Raw genomic sequence first — 19125 nt, forward strand, 5'->3', positions numbered from 1 at the left:
GAATGGAACGGGCGGCCAACATATGGCGGATTCGGCACCCGCCTCAACACATTCAGCTTGCCGCCAGTGCATTCTCCTGCAAAAGCCGCTCGGCCGCCGCGCGCGCTTCCTCCGTCACCGTGGCGCCAGCCAGCATGCGCGCGATCTCTTCCTGGCGCGCATCCCGGTCCATCACGGCGATCCCTGTCGCCACGCGGTCATGCCCGCCTGTCTTGGCGATCAGGTAATGCGTGCCGGCCCGGGCGGCCACCTGCGGCGCATGGGTGACCGAAAGGACCTGGATGCGGCTTGCCAGCCGCGCCAGCCGCTGGCCGATGGCATCGGCCACCGCCCCGCCCACGCCGGTGTCTATTTCGTCGAAGACCAGCGTCGGCGCCGAACCCCTGTCGGCAAGCGCTACCTTCAGCGCCAGCAGAAAGCGCGAAAGCTCACCGCCCGACGCCACTTTCATGATCGGCCCCGGACGTGTGCCCGGATTCGTCTGCACCCAGAACTCGACCCGATCGATGCCCTCTTCCATGCGGTCTTCGGGCGCACTGTCGATCTGCACCAAAAAGCGGGCGCGCTCCAGTTTCAGCGCCGGCAGTTCCGCCATCACCGCAGCGGCGAGCGTCTCCGCAGTGGCCTGGCGCGCCTCGGAAAGCCGGGCGGCGGCGGCATCGAAAGCATCGCGCCGCTCCACCGTGCCCTTCTCCAGCATGCCCAGCCGCTCTTCGCCCGCATCGAGATCGGCCAGATCGTTGTCCATCCGGTCGCGCAGTACCGCCAGTTCATCGACCGTCACATTGTGCTTGCGCGCCACCGCACGCAGCGCGAAGAGGCGTTCTTCGGCCTGGTCCAGCCGCTGGGGATCGAACTCGCTCGCCCGCATGGCCTCGTCCACTGCGCTTTGCGCCGCGTCGAGCGAGATCAGCGCCTCGTCGAGCGAGGTGATGATATCTTCCAGAAGCCCCGGCGCTTCCTGCGCCTTGCGCTGCAGCCGGCGCAGCAGGCTCGCCAGCGCCGGCAGCGGCGATGTCTGACCCGACAGCACCTCCTGCGCATCGGCGATATCGGCAGCGGTCTTCTCCGCCCGCATCATCCGGGCGCGTTCGTCGGCAAGTTCCGTTTCTTCGCCTGGCCGCGGGTCGAGCTTCGACAATTCCTCCACGGAGGCGCGCAGAAAATCGGCCTCACGTGCGGCCGCTTCGACCCTGGCCTTGTGACGGGCAAGCTCCTGCTCGGCCTGACGCCATGCGCGCCAGGCGGCGCGAACCTCGCCGGCCAGCGACCCCAGGCCGCCAAAGGCGTCGATCAGATCGCGGTGCGCCGAGGCATCCACCAGCGCACGCTCATCATGCTGGCCGTGTATCTCCACAAGAGCACGCCCGACCTGCCGCATGAGCGCGACGCTGGAAGGCTGGTCGTTGATGAAAACGCGGGTGCGCCCGTCCGCCGTCTGCACGCGCCGCAATATGATGTCGCCATCATCGTCAACGGCGTTTTCGCGCAACAGATCGCGGGCCGGATGCACCGTCGGCACATCGAAAACCGCGATCACCTGCCCCTGATCCGCGCCGTGGCGCACCAGCGATGCGTCGCCGCGCGCGCCCAGCGCCAGGGAAAGCGAATCGAGCAGGATGGATTTGCCCGCACCGGTCTCTCCCGTCAGCACCGAAAGCCCGGCTGAGAAATCGATATCGAGCCGTTCGATCAGGACAATATCGCGGATCGAAAGGTGCGCGAGCATGAAGCGTCTAGGAGCCAGCCCCCACAATCAGGCCTGCGGCTTTCGAAATCCAGGAGCCGGTATTCTCTCTCGGCTCCAGCCCGCCCGATTGCAGAAGTGCGTAGGAATCCTTGTACCAATCGCTTTCGGGGAAATTATGCCCCAGAACGGCGGCGGCCGTCTGCGCTTCAGACGCGATGCCCATGGCGAAATAGGCTTCCGTCAGACGCGCCAAGGCCTCCTCGACATGGCGCGTATTGGCATAGTTCTCGACCACGCCGCGAAACCGGCGGATCGCCGCGATATATTCTCGGCGCTCCAGATAATAGCGGCCGATCTGCATTTCCTTACCGGCGAGCTGGTCGCGCGCGAAGCGTATTTTCGCCTGCGCGTCGGGCACATATTCCGAATCGGGCCAGCGCTGCTCGACCTGCTCCATCGCCTCGATGGTCTGGCGCGCTTCCTTCTGGTCCTGAGTTACTTCCTTGATCTGGCGGAAATAACTCAGACCGATCAGATACTGCGCATAGGCCGCGTCGTCGCTGGTCGGATAAAGTGCGACATAGCGCTTGCCGCCATTGATCGCTTCGGCATACTTGCCCTGGCGGTAATTGGCGAAGGTGCCCATCAGAAGCGATTTGCGCGCGAACTCGGAATAGGGATGCTGACGGTCGACGGCCTCGAACTTGGAAACCGCTTCCTTGAGTCTCCCCGATTCGAGATTGGCCAAGCCCTGATTATAGAGCGTATCGGCAGGTTCCGTCTGCTCCACATACGTGGACAGGTCAAGGTCCTTCTCCGCATTGCAGCCAGCCACCAGAAGCGGCAAGGCCACTGCCGCAAAGGTTACACGGACGGGAGCCTGGAAGCTCATCCGATCGGCGAGGCGTCTAAAATTCATGCGGGCTCGGCCCCTCTGGCGCATTCAGACAAAAGATGTGCACGCAGTCATAGTGCAAAACCCCGGCGCGCGGCAACGCTATCGACGGTCAATGGCGCATTTTTGTGGCAGCATACATGTGCGAGTCGATACCGACCTGCAAAATCAGGATTTCATAGAACCCAAGGCGCGTAAACGGGCGCGTTGACGGCAATCATCTCCGCTCCCCTGCCCCGCTCGCGGCGCGTGGTCTCCACAATCTCGAATGCGGAAGGATCGGTGAGCAGATGCCGCAGGGCGGCAGCATTCAGACGATGCCCGCCACGGTAGGAACGGAAACAGCCGATGAACCTTGCGCCAGCCAGCGCCAGATCACCCACCGCGTCCAGCATCTTGTGGCGGACGAACTCGTCCTCGTAGCGCAGGCCTTCCATGTTGATGACACGGTGGTCCTCGCCGATAACGACAGAGTTTTCGAGTGACGAGCCAAGCGCGAAGCCGGCTGCCCACAGACGCTCGACATCCTTGATGAAGCCGAATGTGCGCGCCCGCGCAATCTCCCGCGCAAAAACGTCGGCGTTCAAGTCGATGGCATATGCCTGCCGACCGATAGCCGGGCTATCGAAGTCGATCTCGACTTCGAATCGCGTGCCGTCATGGGGCAGGAATTCAGCCCAGGAGCTGCCCATGCCGATACGAACGGGCTTCTTGATCCGGATATAGCGGCGCTTCACGCCAAGTTGCTTGATGCCAGCCTGTCGAAAGGCCTCGACGAAGCCCGCGGCACTGCCGTCCATGATCGGCACTTCGCAGCCGTCGATCTCGATCGCGACATTGTCTATGCCCATCGCCGACAGCGCGGCCATGAGATGTTCGACGGTTGCAACGTGATCGCCGGAAGGATCGCCCAGACCGGTGCAAAAGTCCGTCTCGCCGACTTCCGCGGCGAGCGCCCGTATCGCCGTGCCCCCGGCATCTTTATCTATGCGCTGAAAGACAATGCCCGTATCGGCATCCGCTGGACTGAAGTGGATGGAAACAGCTTTGCCGGAATGAACGCCGATGCCCGAAAGGGAAAAGCGCGCGTCTAGTGTCGTCTGATATTCGAGCAAATCGATCCCCATCAGCTCGCCCATACCGCTCCGCTTCACTCGGAGGTGCGGACGGCTCCTAACGGAAGCACGCGACTAGCCCCAAAAACGCCGCGTACCCCGATCTCAATCGGACCGGAAGATAGTGTTCCCGCCTCACGACTCCAAATCACGGTTTCTTACCCTGTGTTACCGTGATATGGAAATTGCTAAACAGATATAAAACATTGTTTTAGTTTAACAATTCACTAACAAAAACGGGCGCCGCAGCGCCCGTTTTGTTACCGCCTGTTACAACCCCGTTACCGCCTAGTTTGCCTGCCTGCGCAGGAAGGCGGGAATCTCGAGCTGATCGTCATCCTGCACGGCCCGCGGCTGCTGATTGATTCTGCCATGCTCGTCGAGCTGACCCCGGCGCGGCGCATAAAGCTGGCTTTCGCTTGAGGGCTGGCGACGCGCCTCGGGAGCCGGCTGACGCAGGCGCGGCTCGGGCGGCGGTGCCGCATGGCTCTCGTCCTCACGACGCGAAAGGCCGTTGGTCAGGCGCTTCAGCAGCCCCATCGGGCCACGCTCCTCATGGTCCGGAGCGTGCTCGGCACGCGTGTTCGACTGCATCTCGGCCTGCACCACCGGCGGGAAGTCCTCCACGCGGGGCATGCGCACCGGCTGAGGCGCAGGCTGCTGCGACTGGGTTACCTGCTGAGGAGCCGGCTGCGGTGCCGCAGGACGCGGCGTATAGCCTGCTGCCGGAGCAGCGGCCTGAGGCGCGGCGGCTGGCTTGAAGAGCTTGCTCTGCGGCTGAAACGCGCTCGTCATCTGTTGCGCGTCCTGTTCAGCGCTGCGGATGGCCTCAGCCACAGGATCGTTTCCCACCGCAATGCCTCCTTCCGGAGCTGCTTCACGGGCGACAGGCTGGGGCCTGGCTTCCGCTGCCACCGCCCTCGGCGCCTGCTGGGTCGACTGTGCGGCCGGCCGCATCGGCTGGCGGATGGCCGACGGGGGAGAGGAAATCTCTGCCGCCGTCTTGTCGATGCCGGTCGCCACCACTGAGACGCGGATAACGCCTTCGAGTTCCTCGTCAAAGGTGGCGCCGAGGATGATGTTGGCCTCCGGATCCACTTCCTCGCGAATGCGGGTCGCAGCTTCGTCCACCTCGAACAGGGTCATGTCGCGACCGCCGGTGATCGAGATCAGGAGGCCACGCGCGCCCTTCATGGAGGTCTCGTCGAGCAGCGGATTGGCGATCGCGGCCTCGGCCGCCGCCATGGCCCGTCCCTCGCCGGAAGCCTCGCCCGTACCCATCATCGCCTTGCCCATCTCGCGCATGACGGAGCGGACGTCAGCGAAGTCCAGGTTGATGAGGCCTTCCTTGACCATCAGATCGGTGATGCATGCCACGCCGGAATAAAGGACTTGGTCCGCCATGGCGAAAGCATCGGCAAACGTCGTCTTGTCGTTAGCGATGCGGAAAAGGTTCTGGTTCGGAATAACGATTAGCGTGTCGACGCATTTCTGCAGTTCCTCGATGCCTGCCTCGGCCGTCTTCATGCGCCGCTGGCCTTCGAAATGGAACGGCTTCGTCACCACGCCGACGGTGAGAATGCCCTTCTCCCGGGCTGCCCGCGCCACGACAGGGGCCGCCCCCGTGCCCGTGCCACCGCCCATGCCGGCGGTAACGAAGCACATATGCGTGTTCGACAAATGATCCAGGATCTCGTCTATGCATTCCTCGGCGGCCGCCTGCCCCACTTCGGGCTGCGAGCCTGCACCCAGGCCCTCGGTCACCGAAGCGCCGAGTTGGATCAGACGATCCGACTTCGACTGGGTGAGAGCCTGAGCATCAGTGTTGGCCACCACGAACTCGACGCCGCGCAGCCCCGCATTGATCATGTTGTTGACGGCATTGCCGCCGCCCCCGCCAACGCCGAACACCGTTATCTTCGGCTTGAGCTCGGTGATGTCCGGTTTTTGTAAGTTGATTGTCATTGTCCTCGTCCTTTCCGCCTTCATGCCGCCTCGCCGCTGCGGCCGCCACCGGGAATTGTTGTTCTAAAAACTGTCCCGCAACCATTGACCAACGCGCTGGAACCGCCCCCCGGTGCCCGTAGCGCGCGTGAATATGCCGCCTTTTGTTCCACGGCTTTCGTAATCCGCTACCTGCGGATAAATCAGCAGCCCGATCGGAGCTGAAAACGCTGCACCCTTTGCAGCTTCAGGCAACCCGGCCACACCAAGCGGCCGTCCAAGACGCACATTGCGCCCGAGAAGCCGCCGCGCGGCCTCCGGCAGTCCCGCAAGCTGACTCGCGCCGCCTGTCAAGACAACCCTGCGCCCCACCAGATTACCGTAACCTGACCGGTTCAGCCGATCGCGCACCAGTTCCAGCGTCTCTTCGACCCTTGCCCGCACGATGCGCGTCATGACCGCTCGCGGCACCTGCAGGGGCTGTTCCGTCTCGTCGCTGCCGATAGGCTGGATCGCAACGATATCGCGATCGTCGGCGCTGGCCGGCAGTGCCGAGCCGTGCATGACCTTCAGCCGCTCTGCATCCTCCAGCCGCGTCGAAAGCCCGCGCGCCAGATCCATCGTCACATGGTTGCCGCCGACCGGCAGCGCATCCGCGTGAACGAACTTTCCATCGACGAAAACCGAGATAGTCGTGGTGCCCCCACCCATGTCGATGCAGGCCGCGCCCATCTCCGTCTCGTCGTCGACCAGCGCCGCAAGCCCGCTGGCATAGGGGGTCGCCACCAGCCGCTCAACGGAGAGATGCGAACGGTTTACGCAAAGCTCGAGATTGCGCAGCGGCACGGTGTCAGCCGTCACCACATGCATATCCACGCCCAGCGTGTCGCCAACCATCCCGCGGGGATCGCGGATGCCACGCTCCGAATCGAGCGAAAAGCCGACCGCCAGCGAGTGCACGACTTCGCGCTCGGCCCGCATCGCCTGGCGTGCGCCCGCCGTAAGCACCCGGTTTACATCGGCTCTGGCCGCCTCATGCCGGCCCAGATTGATAGTGGCGCTGGCGGTCTCGCTCTTTAACCTGCCCGCCGATACATTGACGATCAGGGAATCCACGGTCAGCCCTGCCATACGCTCGGCCGCGTCCACCGCAAGGCGGATGGCCTGCTCGGCGCGATCGAGATCCACGATGACGCCTGACTTCACCCCTTCGGATTTCTGGTGGCCGATGCCGATAACCTTGATGCGGTGCGTGCGGTGACGCAGCGTCCGGCTGCTCTCTGCCGGCAAAAGACGGGCGATGATGCAGCACACCTTGCTCGACCCGACATCCAGAACGGTAATGACGCCGGAGCGCCGCTCCGCATTCCCGCCCGATCCAGGAAGCCAGCTCATATCCGGGCTCCCTTCTTTCGCGCGGCAATATGCTGTTCGATCACCGCATTACGCTTTTCGGCGGCATCCTCGGTAAGCGCCACGGTGACCCGGTCGGCCAGCCGCAGATCGACCGCTTTGATATCCCGCTCGAAAAGCTGATATTGCGCATTCAGCCGAGCCGCCGCGGCAAGCGCCGCATCGGGATCGCGCTCGGGCAGCTTGATGGCAATGCCATTGTCGAGCCTGATGTCCCAGCGACGGTCGGCGACGCGTATATAGGCGCGCACGCGGTCACCCAGCCCACCGACGCCGGCAACCTTGCGAATGAAGTCCGGAGCCGTCTCGCTGGCGCCGACACCCAGGACGAGCGGCAAGGCGGCATGGCGCGGATTGGTGAAGGGCGCGATGATCGACCCGTCGCGCTCGATAACCGACAATCGGCTCCCCTGCTGCCAGATCGCAAAAGGCTTGCGCTCCCGAAGAACGACTTCGAGCGTATCGGGATAGACCTTGCGGACGGTAGCGCTCTCCACCCAGGGCAATTCGGCGATGCGCTCACGCGCCTCGCCCACATCGAAGCCCACCATCGAGGTCCAGCCATCGAGGCCGATCTGCTGCAATACGTCGATTTCGGAGGTTTCCACATTGCCCGCGATCCTCACATCGCCGATGGCAAAGCCAACGCGAGCCGTCGTTGCCTGCACGACCTCGTCCATATGGCCGCCCTGCAGCCCGCCATACAATCCGGTTGCGGCGAACAGGAACGCGGTCGCCATGGTTGCGGCAAAGGGCGGCGCATCGAAATCGCCGATGCGGAGGCGCTGAACAAGGCGCACCGGACGGCGAAGCCAACGCGGCAGCACGAAGCCGGACTCGCCTGCGCGTGAACCTCTACCTGACGTCAGCGCGAACAAGACGCATCCTCCACCATCCAACTCAACAATTCACCAAATCCTAGCCCGGCATGGGCAGCAATATCCGGCACAAGAGAGGTGGGCGTCATGCCTGGCTGAGTATTGATCTCCAGCCAGACCAGATCGCCGTCACCACTACGATCATCGAAACGAAAGTCCGATCGACTCACGCCCCGGCAGCCGATGGCCTTGTGCGCCTTAAGGGACAGTGTCTCTATTTTTTGGTAAATATTCGGTGAAATTTTTGCCGGGCATTCGTGTTTTGAGCCACCCGGAACATATTTTGAATCATAATCGTAGAAGGCATGGCCGACCGGCACGATTTCGCAGACGCCAAGCACTTCCTCGCCCATCACGGCACAGGTCAGCTCCCGTCCATGGACATAGCGCTCGACCATCACACGATCGCCGTAGCGCCATTCCGAAGACCCCAGAACCTGCGGCGGATGCGACTGCCCCTCGCGCACGATTACCACGCCGAAACTGGAACCCTCGGCAACCGGCTTGACCACATAGGGCGGATCCATCGGATGCTCGCCCAGAATATCGAAACGGCTCGCCACCAACGACTTGGCGACCGGAATTCCGGCGGCCGAGGCCACGACTTTGGCAAGCTCCTTGTCCATGGCGAGAGCTGAGGCGAGCACCCCCGAATGCGTGTAGGGAATGGCCAGATATTCGAGGATACCTTGGATAGTACCATCTTCTCCGAACGGACCGTGCAACGCATTGAAGGCCACGTCCGGCCTCAACGCGGCCAGCACGTCGGACACTTCGCGCGTAACGTCGATACGGGTCACGCGGTATCCCTCCGCCTCCAGGGCGTCGGCGCAGGGTGCACCAGATGCAAGACTCACCGGCCGCTCGGACGAGAATCCGCCCATCAAAACGGCCACGTGCTTCTTCGCCATCTGGCGCTCCCTTTCTGGCATTCCCCGTCTCGACACGTTCACAGCTTGAGTCTCTCCGTTCCAAGGGAAACCCCCGGCTGAAAACGCGCCGACTCAAATCAGGAAACGCTTGTACCTACAGAATCAGAGAGTTGATTCCGTGACAAGGCCTTGAGATTCCGATGGATTCAAATTTTGCGAAAATCGGTGTTTTTTGGCCGTCCGGCTGGCGATAAGCGATCGCGGATACATTTATCGCCTAGAGCAATTGCCCCAGAAACGGCTCGACCTCCTGCCCGGGCTTGAAAGCGCCGATACGCCTGATCTCCCACTGGAGGCGCAGGCCGGTTCGCTCCAGAACGCGTGCGCGCACGGTTTCGCCCAGCAATTCCAGGTCATGGCCGCTGGCCGTGCCCGTATTGATCATGAAGTTGCAATGCATCGGCGACATCTGCGCGCCGCCGATCATCATGCCGCGGCAACCGGCCCGGTCGATTTCCTTCCAGGCCGAAGTACCCTCCGGGTTCTTGAAGGTTGAGCCCCCGGTTTTCTCCCGGATGGGCTGCACCGTCTCGCGGTGGCGCTGCACCTCGTCCATCGCCGCGCGGATTTCAGCCGCATCGGCGGGGTATCCTTCCATAATCGCCGAGATGAAGATGAGATCGGCAGAGGCCGTCGACTTACGGTAGGAATAACCCATATCCGCGCGGCTCAGTACGTGGCGGTTACCCTGCCGATCGAGCGCATGAACCTCGACCACGCGCTCCGCGGTTTCGACGCCATTGGCGCCGGCGTTCATCCGCAGTGCCCCGCCCAGCCCGCCAGGAATGCCGTGGTAAAAGTGGAAGCCGCCGATCCTCGCTTCGAGCGCCGCCGCCGCCAGCCGCTTGTCGGGCAGCGCCGCGCCGGCACGCAGCCGGTTCCCCGAAAGCACCTCCGCCTGCCCGAAACCCTTGGCTGAAAGCCTGATGACGAACCCCTTCAGCCCGCCGTCTCGCACCAGGAGGTTTGAGCCGATACCGACCACCGTCAGCGGCACCTCCTCGGGGACGGCGCGCAGGAAGGCGGCGAGGTCCTCGGCGTCCGCCGGCTGAAACATGGCTTCCGCCTCGCCGCCGGCCCGAAACCAGGTGATCTTGTCCATGCCGGTGCGCGGCGCCAGCTTGCCCCGCAGTCCCGACAACCGGTCGCCCAGCCGCTCGATGAGCCCCTCATCGCTCATGCGCCAAGCTCTCTGGGCAGCGCGTAGGCCCATTGGGTGATGTTGCCGGCGCCCAGGAAGACGACGAAATCCCCCGGCTTCGCCACTTCGCGAATGAGAGGCGCGACGGCTTCCGGCCCCGCGATATGACGGGCGTCGCGATGCCCGCCGGCGCGCATGCTGGCAACGAGGGCCTCCGATGTCGCACCGTCTATCGGGTCCTCGCCCGCAGTATAGACCGGCGCCACCAGCACCGTGTCGGCTTCGTTGAAGCAGGACGCGAAATCGTCAAAAAGATCGTGGAGGCGGGTGTAGCGGTGCGGCTGCGCCACCGCGATGACACGTCCCTGCGTAGCTTCCCGCGCCGCTTTCAGCACGGCGCGGATTTCTACCGGATGATGCCCGTAATCATCGAAGATATGGACGTCGTTCCAGACGCCGGTCAGCGTGAAGCGCCGCTTGACGCCGCCGAAGGAGGCAAGCCCCTTGCGGATATCCTCCGCGCCGATGCCAAGTTCGTGCGCAACCGCAATCGCCGCTACCGCGTTCGAAACATTGTGATGTCCAGGCATGGGCAGACGCAGCCCCTCGATGACTTCGGACTTGTCCGATTTGCGCGCCCGCAAGGTCACGTCGAATACTGACGTCGCCCTATCCATCCTGTGATTGGAAAAGCGCACATCCGCCTGCAGGTTCTCGCCATAGGTGACGAGACGGCGGTCCTCGATGCGGCTGACCAGCGCCTGCACCTCCGGATGGTCTATGCACATCACGCCGAACCCGTAGAACGGGACGTTTTCGACGAACTGCCGAAAAGCCTCCCGCACCTTGTCGAACGATCCGTAATGATCGAGGTGCTCGGGGTCGATATTCGTCACCACCGCTATTTCGGCGGGCAGTTTCAGGAAGGTGCCGTCGCTTTCGTCGGCCTCCACCACCATCCAGTCTCCTTCGCCCATGCGCGCATTGGTTCCGTACGCGTTGATGATGCCGCCATTGATGACGGTCGGGTCCAGCCCGCCGGCATCGAGAAGTGCGGCAACCATCGATGTCGTCGTCGTTTTGCCATGGGTTCCGCCAATGGCGACGGCCTGGCGGAAACGCATCAACTCAGCCAGCATTTCGGCGCGCCTGACGATCGGCAGCAGCCGCTCGCGCGCCGCCTGATATTCCGGGTTGGCCGGCTTGATCGCCGTCGACACGACGACCACCTCGGCCTCGCCCAGATTGCCCGCATCATGGCCGACGAAGACCTCGATGCCCTTATCCCGCAGCCGTGCCACATTGGCGTTTTCGGCCTGGTCGGAGCCCTGCACCTGATAACCCAGCGTGTGCAGCGCCTCGGCGATGCCGCTCATGCCGATGCCGCCAATGCCGATGAAATGTATGACCCCGATGGTCTGCGGCATCTTCATGCGCCCGCTCCCCGTTTGAATTCGTCGATCGATCGGCCCGACGCAATAGCCTCTGTCAGATCGGCGAGCAACTTCGTCGCGCCCGGTCGGCCAACGGTCTTTGCCGCCAGCGCCATCTCCTTCAGCCGCGTGCCATCCTCCAGGAATTCGCCGAGATCGCCGGCAAGATCTTCCGCCGTGATCTCCGCCTGTCGCCTGATAAGCGCCGCGCCCGCATCCACCAGAAGCTGGGCATTGCGGCCTTGGTCGTCGTCAAGCGCATGCGGCAGCGGCACGAGGATCGACGGCCGCCCGATGATGGAGAGCTCCAGCACGGTCGACGCGCCCGAGCGCGAGACCACGAGATGGGCCGCGGCCATCCGCGCAGGCAGGTCGGAGAAGAAGGGCGAAACCTCCGCCTCTACGCCAAGGTCCCGATAACGCTCCCTTGCGCGCGCCTCGTCTTCAGGCCGTGCCTGCTGAACGATATCCAGTCGGGAGCGCAACGGCGCAGGCAGCAGGGCCACGGCTTCGGGAAACACGTCGGAAAAGAACCGCGCGCCCTGGCTTCCACCAAAGACGAGCAGGCGCAGTCTTCCACCCGCCGCGGGCGCTTCATAGGCCGTGTCGGCAACATCGAGCACGGCCCGGCGAACAGGATTGCCAGTCTCCGCAATCTTCGCCGCGTGTGGCCCCTGCGCCTTCAGGAAGCCGCCGGCGATTGCCTTGACACGCGGCGCCAGCGCCCGGTTGGCGCGTCCCATCACCGCGTTCTGCTCATGGATGATGGAGGGCACGCCGCGCCGGGTGGCCGCATAGAGCGGCGGCAGCGTCGGATAGCCGCCGAAACCCACGACCACCGACGGCTTCAACCGTCCCATGAGCGCAGACGCCTGGCGGAAACCGCGCCAGATAGTGACGAGGCTGCGCAGCATCGCAACCGGATTGCGTGACCCGAACGTCGCCGCGTCGATGGCATGCACGCCCGCTGCCGGAAAATAGCCGGCGAACCGCGCCGCCCGCCTGTCCGTCGCCAAGTGAACGGTCCAGCCGCGAGCGTTCAGTTCATGGGCCAGTGCCTCGGCCGGGAACAGATGCCCGCCGGTACCGCCAGCGCACAGGATTGCGATCTTCTTGGTCATGTCAGCCGGCCGTCGCCGCCCGCCCGGAACCCCGCGATACGCCTATCGGCCGCCGTTTCTCCGGTCTGCGCCGCGAAAGCGCCAGCACGAACCCCATCGAGATCGCCATGGCGATCAGCGAGGACCCACCGTAGGAGATGAAGGGAAGCGTCATGCCCTTGGCCGGCATCATGCGCACATTCACGGCCATGTTTATGATCGACTGGAAGCCGAAGAGGATGACCAGCCCGCTCAGCGCATAGCGCGTGAAATCGTCCTCCTCGCGCCGCGCCAACGCCAGCCCCCTGAGCACCACGAAGGCGAAAAGCATGAGGATAATCAGGCACATGATGAGGCCGAATTCTTCGCCCGCCACCGCAAATACGAAGTCGGTATGGCTGTCCGGCAGGATGCGCTTCACCGATCCTTCGCCCGGCCCCTGCCCGAGCCAGCCGCCGCGCGTCATGGCCTCAAGGCTCATGTCCACTTGATAGGTGTCGCCCTCGCCGGTCAGGAAGCGGTCTATACGGTCGGCCACGTGGGGAAAGGCGGAATAGGCGGCAACCGCGCCACCCGCGCCCAGCGCTCCGAGCACTGCGATCCACAGCCAGGGCATGCCGGCAATGAAGAACATCGCGCCCCAGGTGCCCAGAACCAGCATCGTCTGGCCCAGGTCCGGCTGTGCCACGAGCAGTGTCACGACCAGCCCGAGCAGGATCATGGCGAACAGATTGCCGGGAATCTCGGGCTGCCGGGCATGCTCGGCAAACAGCCAGGCGCAGATCACCACGAAGGCGGGCTTGAGGTATTCGGACGGCTGGATGGAAACGCCGAAGAGATAGATCCAGCGCCGCGACCCCTTCACCTCCATCCCGATGAACAAGGTTGCGACCATGAAGACGAGCGATACGGCCAGCATGACCACGGCCAGCCGGCGTACATGGCGCGGGTCGAGAAACGACACGCCGATGAGGCAGGCCACCGCCGGGATCATGTACATGATCTGCCGGGTGACGAAATGGAAGCTGTCGAGCCCGATGCGCTCGGCCACAGCGGGGCTCGCCGCGAAAGACAGCACCACGCCGAGGCCCATCAGCAAAAGAAACGCCGCCAGGAACCAGCGGTCCACGGTCCACCACCAATTCGCGACATGGCTTCGGTCCGTACGGCTGATCATGTTTCTTTCCCTCTGATCGCTTCTACGCCGGGCAGCGCAAGCACAGCGTTTCGGAAGGCCTCGCCCCGGACCTCGAAATTCCTGAACTGGTCGAAACTCGCACAAGCCGGCGACAACAGAACCACCGCCTCGCTCCCGGCATCTTGCGCCGCGTCCCGCGAAGCATGCTCGACGGCAGCTTCGATGGTACCCGAAATTTCGTACGCCGTCGCCTCTCCAAGCGTAGCGGAAAAGGAAGGAGCGGCTTCGCCCACAAGATAAGCCTTGGCAATGCGCGGGAAGAAGGGCCTCAGGCTTTCGATGCCACCCTGCTTTGGCAAGCCGCCGGCAATCCAGTAGATGCGCTCGAAGCTCGAAAGGGCCGGCGCGGCGGCCTCCGCATTTGTTGCCTTGGAATCGTTGATGAAGAGCACGTGGGCTTTCCGCCCGACCTGCTCCATGCGATGTTCGAGCCCCGGGAACCCGGCAAATCCCGCCTGGATTTCAGCCGCTGTAAGCCCGCAATCAAGCGCGGCGGCCAGCGCCGCAAGCGCGTTCTGTGCATTGTGCCGGCCGCGCAACGAGCCGATGCCCTCGATCGAGGCGATCGGTTCGGCCCGCCCGTCAACCGTCCGCATCAGTGTCGCGCCCTCGGCAAAGAAACCGTTTTCCAGCGAGCGGGCCGCCGAAATGCGCAGCACCTTCACCCTGTCCCGTTCCAGCCGGTCGGCAATGGCCGTGCAATAATCGTCGTCGACCCCAATGATCGCCGTCCGGCTGCCAGCGACAAGTCGGGCCTTGATCGCTGCATAACGGTCGATGTCGCCATGGCGGTCGAGATGGTCGGGCGACAGGTTCAGCAGTATCCCCACTGAAGGATCGAGCGTCGGTGCAAGGTCGATCTGGTAGGACGAGCACTCGACCACATAATGACGCTCGGGCAGCGGCGGATCGAGGGTCATCACGGCCCGCCCGATATTGCCGCCCATCTGCGTGTCGCGCCCGGCCGAGGCCAGCACATGCGCGATCAGCGCTGTCGTCGTCGACTTGCCATTGGTCCCGGTGACGGCGATGAAGGGAGCAGCCGGCGCATGCGCGCGCCTTTCGCGCACGAACAGTTCGATATCGCCGATGATCTCCGCGCCCGCCGCCTGCGCCAGTTCCACGCTCCAGTGCGGCCGGGGATGGGTGAGCGGCACGCCCGGCGCCAGTACAAGCGTGCCGACCCCGTTCCAGTCCGCCTCGCGCAAGTCACCCGTCGCGATGCCCTCGGCCTTTGCGCGCGCCACGCTTTCCGGGTTGTCATCCCAGGCAAGCACCGCCGCGCAGCCCTCGACCAACGCCTTCGCAGTGGCGATGCCCGAACCGCCAAGGCCGAAGACGTGGACTTTCTTTCCCGAAAATGCGGAGGCAGGGATCATGCGCCCTTACCTCAGCTTCAGCGTCGAAAGCCCAATCAGCGCCAGCACGACGGCTATGATCCAGAAGCGGATCACCACCTGGCTTTCCGTCCAGCCGAGCTTTTCGAAATGATGATGGATGGGTGCCATCAGGAACACCCGCTTGCCGGTCATCTTGAAGACGGCCACCTGTATGATGACGGAGAATATCTCGATGACGAAAAGCCCGCCGACGATCGCCAGCACGATCTCATGCTTTGTCGCCACCGCCACCGTGCCGATGAGGCCGCCCAGCGCCAGAGAGCCCGTGTCGCCCATGAAGATGGCGGCCGGCGGCGCGTTGAACCAAAGGAAGCCGAGCCCGGCGCCAATCACCGCGCCCAGGATGACGGACAATTCGCCCGTTCCCGGCACGAAGTGGATTTGCAGGTAATCGGCGAAGATGGCGTTCCCCGAAAGATAGGCGATGACGCCGAAGGAGGCGGCCGCCACCATCACCGGCACGGTTGCCAGTCCGTCCAGCCCGTCGGTGAGGTTCACCGCGTTGCCCGCGCCGACGATCACGAAGGCGGCGAAGGGTATGAAGAACACGCCCAGATTAAGCAGGAGTTCCTTGAAGAACGGGAAGGTGAGCGATGAGGAAAACGGCGCCTGCCCCGCCCGCATGATCAGCCATGCCGCAAAGCCGGCGATCAGGAATTCAAGGAGCAGCCTCACCTTGCCCGAGAATCCCAGATGGGACTGCTTGGTCACCTTCAGATAGTCGTCGTAGAAGCCGATGGCGCCGAAGCCCACCGTGACCATGAGCACCACCCACACATAGACGCTGGAAAGGTTCGCCCACAATACCGAGGCACCCAATATGCCGCACAGCATCATGAGCCCGCCCATGGTCGGCGTTCCGGCCTTCTTGAAGTGCGTCTGGGGGCCATCGGCCCGGATCGGCTGGCCGCGGCCCTGCCGCACGCGCAGCGAATTGATGATGGCCGGCCCGAACAGGAAAACGATAAATGCCGAAGTCATCAGCGCTCCGCCGGTGCGAAACGTGATGTAGCGGAAAACATTGAAAGCCGAGAACTCGTCGGCAAACTGGACAAGCAGCATGAGCATGGTGAAAACCCCCGCGTGGCGTCAGCCCCGCGCCGGTTTGTCAACCGCCGCCGGAAAATGCTTGGTTAGAGCGTCAACCAGCTTGGAAAAGCCGATGCTCTTGGATGATTTGATCATGACAGTATCCCCCGCCTTCACCGCGTTCAGGAGCAGCGGCTGAAGCTCGTCCGCATTGGCGCGGTATTCCAAGTGGATGTCCTTCGGCGGATTGTCCGCCAGCGCCTTCATTTCCGCTCCCGCCAGAAGCAGCATGTCGGCGCGCGCGTCGGAAACGACTTGCGCCAGGCCCGCGTGCAGCTTTTGCGAATGGCTGCCCAGTTCCAGCATGTCGCCCAAAACGGCGATGCGCCGTCCGCCATCACCCACCGGGGCCGTCGCCAATACCCGCAAGGCCGCCTGCATCGACGCCGGATTGGCGTTGTAGCTTTCGTCGATCAGCGTGAAAGTGCCCTGCCCCCGGCGCAGGACGTGACGGCGACCGCGTCCCTCTTCGGCAAAAAAATCGCCGAAGGCCGGCACGATGCGCGCCAGGTCCACTCCCGCCAGGTGCGCAGCGCCGAGTGCGGCCAGCGCATTCTGCGCCATATGACGCCCTGTCGCGCCCAGCCGGAAAGAGAATTCCTGGCCGGCAACCTTGACCTCCATCTGCGCACCCTGCGCATCGGGCTCGTATTTCATCAGTTTGAACTGGGCGCGGGCGTTTTCGCCAAAACCCCAGATATGTTCAATGCCGGCATCGGCCGCCATCTTGGACAACAGTTTCCAACGGGCATCGTCGCGATTGACCAGCGCGTGGCCGCCCTTGAGGACGCCGACGAAGATTTCGCCCTTGGCGCGCGCAATCTCGTCGAGGCTCTTGAAGAATCCCAGATGCGCCGCCGCTACGACGGTGACGACCGCGATATGGGGAAGCACCATGCCCACCAGAGACGTGATCTCTCCCGGATGGTTCATGCCGATCTCGAAGACCGCGTAATCGCAATCCTCCGGCATGCGCGCCAGCGACAGCGGCACGCCCCAATGGTTGTTGAACGACTTGTCGGCGGCGTGAACCGTGCCCGCGCGCGACAGAATATGGCTCAGCATCGCCTTGGTCGTCGTCTTGCCGACCGAGCCGGTTACTGCGATGATCTTCGCCCTGGAGCGTGAGCGCGCCGCCTGGCCCACCTTCTCCAATGCCTGGAGAACATCGGGAACGACGATCTTCGGCACGGCTAGCCGGCCGAGCGCGGGCAGCTTCTCTTCCGCAACGACCAGCAGGCCGGCGCCGGCCGCCATCGCCGCCGTGCCGAAATCGTGCCCGTCGAAATTCTCGCCCTTGATCGCGAAAAATGCCTCGCCGCGCTTCAGGGTTCGCGTGTCGATGGAGATGCCGGTCACGCCTTCGGGCAGGTTTCCCTGCGGGCGCCCGCCCGTCGCGGCCACCAGCGCCTGACTGTCCCACAGGATATTCAAGCGCCCCGCTCCCCGAGCGCCTTCAGCACTTCTTCATGGTCGGAGAAATGATGCTTCCGTCCGGCGATTTCCTGCCCATGCTCATGCCCCTTGCCGGCTACGACGAGCGTGTCGCCGGCCTCCAGCATAGATATGGCGGAACGGATGGCCTCGCGGCGGTCGCCGATCTCCAGCGCGCCCGGCGCCGCTTCGAGAATGGCTTTGCGGATCGTCGCCGGCTCTTCCGAGCGCGGATTGTCGTCAGTCACGATGGCGATGTCGGCAAGTTCCGCCGCTATGCTGCCCATGATCGCCCGCTTACCCCGGTCGCGATCCCCCCCGCAGCCGAAAAGGACGACGACGCGGCCGGTGGTGAATGGGCGCACCGCCAGGAGCACATTCTTCAAGGCGTCGGGCTTGTGGGCGTAATCGACATAGATCTGTGCGCCCTCGGCCGTGGCGCCCACCAGTTCGAGCCGGCCCGAAGCGCCCTTCAGATGCTCCAGCGCAGCCAGGGCCTGGTCGGCGGCAAGTCCGGTCGTTATGGCAAGCCCCGCCGCCACCAGCGCATTGGCGATCTGGAAGTCGCCCGCCAGCGGAAGGTCGATCTCGTATATCCGGCCATGATGCTCCACCTCGGCCCGCTGTCGATGGCGCTCGTGCTCGACCCGTTTCAGTGTAAGGAACGCGCCCTTGCGGCCAACCGTGCGAAGCTCGCGCCCCGCCGTCTTCACCGCGTCCATGGTAACTTCCGACCATTCGTCATCGGCGAAGACCACCGCCGGTGCCCCCACGGGCAGCAGCGTGTCGAAGAGGCGCATCTTCGATTGATGGTAGTGCTCCATCGTCGGGTGATAGTCCATATGGTCGCGTCCGAGATTGGTGAAACCTCCGGCCGCAAGCCTTACCCCGTCGAGCCGCCGCTGCGACAGCCCGTGACTGGATGCTTCCATGGCGCCGTGGGTCACGCCCTCCTCCGCAAGTTCCTTCAGAAGCTTGTGGAGCGCTATCGGATCGGGGGTAGTCAGTTCGCCATATTCATCGCGGTTCGGCGCCACCACGCCCGTCGTACCGATGCTTGCCGCCGGAAATCCCGCCTGTTCCCATACCTGGCGCGTGAACGAGGCGACTGACGTCTTGCCGCTCGTTCCCGTCACCGCCACCATCGTTTTGGGCTGTCCTGGATGGAAACGGGCGGCGCAAAGCGCCAGGGCCCTGCGCGGATCTGCGCTCTCGATGACCGGGATGCCAAGCGCTCTGCTTATCGAACCGGGCGCCGCCACGACCGCCGCCGCGCCGCGCCCTGCCGCGTCCTCGGCAAAACGTGCGCCATCGGCCTTCACGCCAGGAAGCGCGAAGAAGATGTCGCCCTTTTTCACATGCCGGGAATCGGACTGCACTCCGGAGAACGTCGTATCGTCGGATAGTGCGCCGTCATGTGGCAGAATATCGGCAAATTCGCCCAGCTTCATTTCGTTCCAGTA

General features: G+C 63.8%; 15 protein-coding genes. All 15 read right to left on the reverse strand.

Annotation, left to right across the window (positions count from 1 at the left end):
- Positions 1–52: 52 nt before the first annotated feature.
- Positions 53–1729 carry a DNA repair protein RecN gene (gene recN, locus N1058_RS13625; protein ID WP_265518114.1) on the reverse strand — a complete coding sequence of 559 codons (1677 nt, stop codon included), beginning with the start codon at positions 1727–1729 and terminating at the stop codon, positions 53–55.
- 7 nt (positions 1730–1736) lie between these two features.
- Positions 1737–2582 carry an outer membrane protein assembly factor BamD gene (locus N1058_RS13630; RefSeq protein WP_265518208.1) on the reverse strand — a complete coding sequence of 282 codons (846 nt, stop codon included), beginning with the start codon at positions 2580–2582 and terminating at the stop codon, positions 1737–1739.
- A 179-nt stretch (positions 2583–2761) separates the two neighbouring features.
- Positions 2762–3712 (reverse strand): UDP-3-O-acyl-N-acetylglucosamine deacetylase, encoded by a 951-nt coding sequence (lpxC, locus tag N1058_RS13635; RefSeq protein WP_265518209.1) that lies wholly within the window; start codon positions 3710–3712, stop codon positions 2762–2764.
- A 276-nt stretch (positions 3713–3988) separates the two neighbouring features.
- Positions 3989–5665, reverse strand: coding sequence for a cell division protein FtsZ (gene ftsZ / locus N1058_RS13640; RefSeq protein WP_265518115.1), 1677 nt, complete (start codon positions 5663–5665; stop codon positions 3989–3991).
- 63 nt (positions 5666–5728) lie between these two features.
- Entirely contained in the window at positions 5729–7039 is a 1311-nt protein-coding gene (gene ftsA, locus N1058_RS13645; RefSeq protein ID WP_265518116.1) for a cell division protein FtsA, read from the reverse strand.
- Positions 7036–7935 (reverse strand): cell division protein FtsQ/DivIB, encoded by a 900-nt coding sequence (locus N1058_RS13650; RefSeq protein WP_265518117.1) that lies wholly within the window; start codon positions 7933–7935, stop codon positions 7036–7038. The genes ftsA and N1058_RS13650 overlap by 4 nt, the downstream gene beginning before the upstream one ends.
- Complete coding sequence (locus N1058_RS13655; RefSeq protein WP_265518118.1) at positions 7923–8846, reverse strand: D-alanine--D-alanine ligase; 924 nt, start codon at positions 8844–8846, stop codon at positions 7923–7925. Before N1058_RS13655 ends, N1058_RS13650 begins: the two co-directional genes overlap by 13 nt.
- A gap of 238 nt (positions 8847–9084) precedes the next feature.
- Complete coding sequence (gene murB, locus N1058_RS13660) at positions 9085–10047, reverse strand: UDP-N-acetylmuramate dehydrogenase (protein WP_265518119.1); 963 nt, start codon at positions 10045–10047, stop codon at positions 9085–9087.
- Entirely contained in the window at positions 10044–11441 is a 1398-nt protein-coding gene (gene murC / locus N1058_RS13665; protein WP_265518120.1) for a UDP-N-acetylmuramate--L-alanine ligase, read from the reverse strand. The genes murB and murC overlap by 4 nt, the downstream gene beginning before the upstream one ends.
- The gene (murG, locus tag N1058_RS13670) at positions 11438–12562 is read right to left on the reverse strand and encodes an undecaprenyldiphospho-muramoylpentapeptide beta-N-acetylglucosaminyltransferase (RefSeq protein ID WP_265518121.1); all 1125 of its coding nucleotides are present in this window, start codon (positions 12560–12562) and stop codon (positions 11438–11440) included. The genes murC and murG overlap by 4 nt, the downstream gene beginning before the upstream one ends.
- A 1-nt stretch (position 12563) precedes the next feature.
- Positions 12564–13718: a putative lipid II flippase FtsW gene (gene ftsW / locus N1058_RS13675; RefSeq protein WP_265518122.1), complete on the reverse strand. Its 1155-nt coding sequence runs from the start codon at positions 13716–13718 to the stop codon at positions 12564–12566.
- A complete protein-coding gene (murD, locus tag N1058_RS13680; protein WP_265518123.1) occupies positions 13715–15118 on the reverse strand; it encodes a UDP-N-acetylmuramoyl-L-alanine--D-glutamate ligase in 1404 nt (467 codons plus the stop codon). Before murD ends, ftsW begins: the two co-directional genes overlap by 4 nt.
- 6 nt (positions 15119–15124) lie before the next feature.
- Positions 15125–16207 carry a phospho-N-acetylmuramoyl-pentapeptide-transferase gene (gene mraY, locus N1058_RS13685; protein ID WP_265518124.1) on the reverse strand — a complete coding sequence of 361 codons (1083 nt, stop codon included), beginning with the start codon at positions 16205–16207 and terminating at the stop codon, positions 15125–15127.
- A 21-nt stretch (positions 16208–16228) separates the two neighbouring features.
- On the reverse strand, positions 16229–17662 hold the full coding sequence (locus N1058_RS13690) for a UDP-N-acetylmuramoyl-tripeptide--D-alanyl-D-alanine ligase (RefSeq protein ID WP_265518125.1): 1434 nt from the start codon (positions 17660–17662) through the stop codon (positions 16229–16231).
- Positions 17659–19113, reverse strand: a complete 1455-nt coding sequence (locus tag N1058_RS13695; RefSeq protein ID WP_265518126.1) for a UDP-N-acetylmuramoyl-L-alanyl-D-glutamate--2,6-diaminopimelate ligase — start codon at positions 19111–19113, stop codon at positions 17659–17661. Before N1058_RS13695 ends, N1058_RS13690 begins: the two co-directional genes overlap by 4 nt.
- Positions 19114–19125: the final 12 nt, after the last annotated feature.

The sequence above is a fragment of the Nitratireductor luteus genome, assembly GCF_026162365.1.
In the GTDB taxonomy this organism is placed as follows: Bacteria; Pseudomonadota; Alphaproteobacteria; order Rhizobiales; family Rhizobiaceae; genus Chelativorans; species Chelativorans luteus.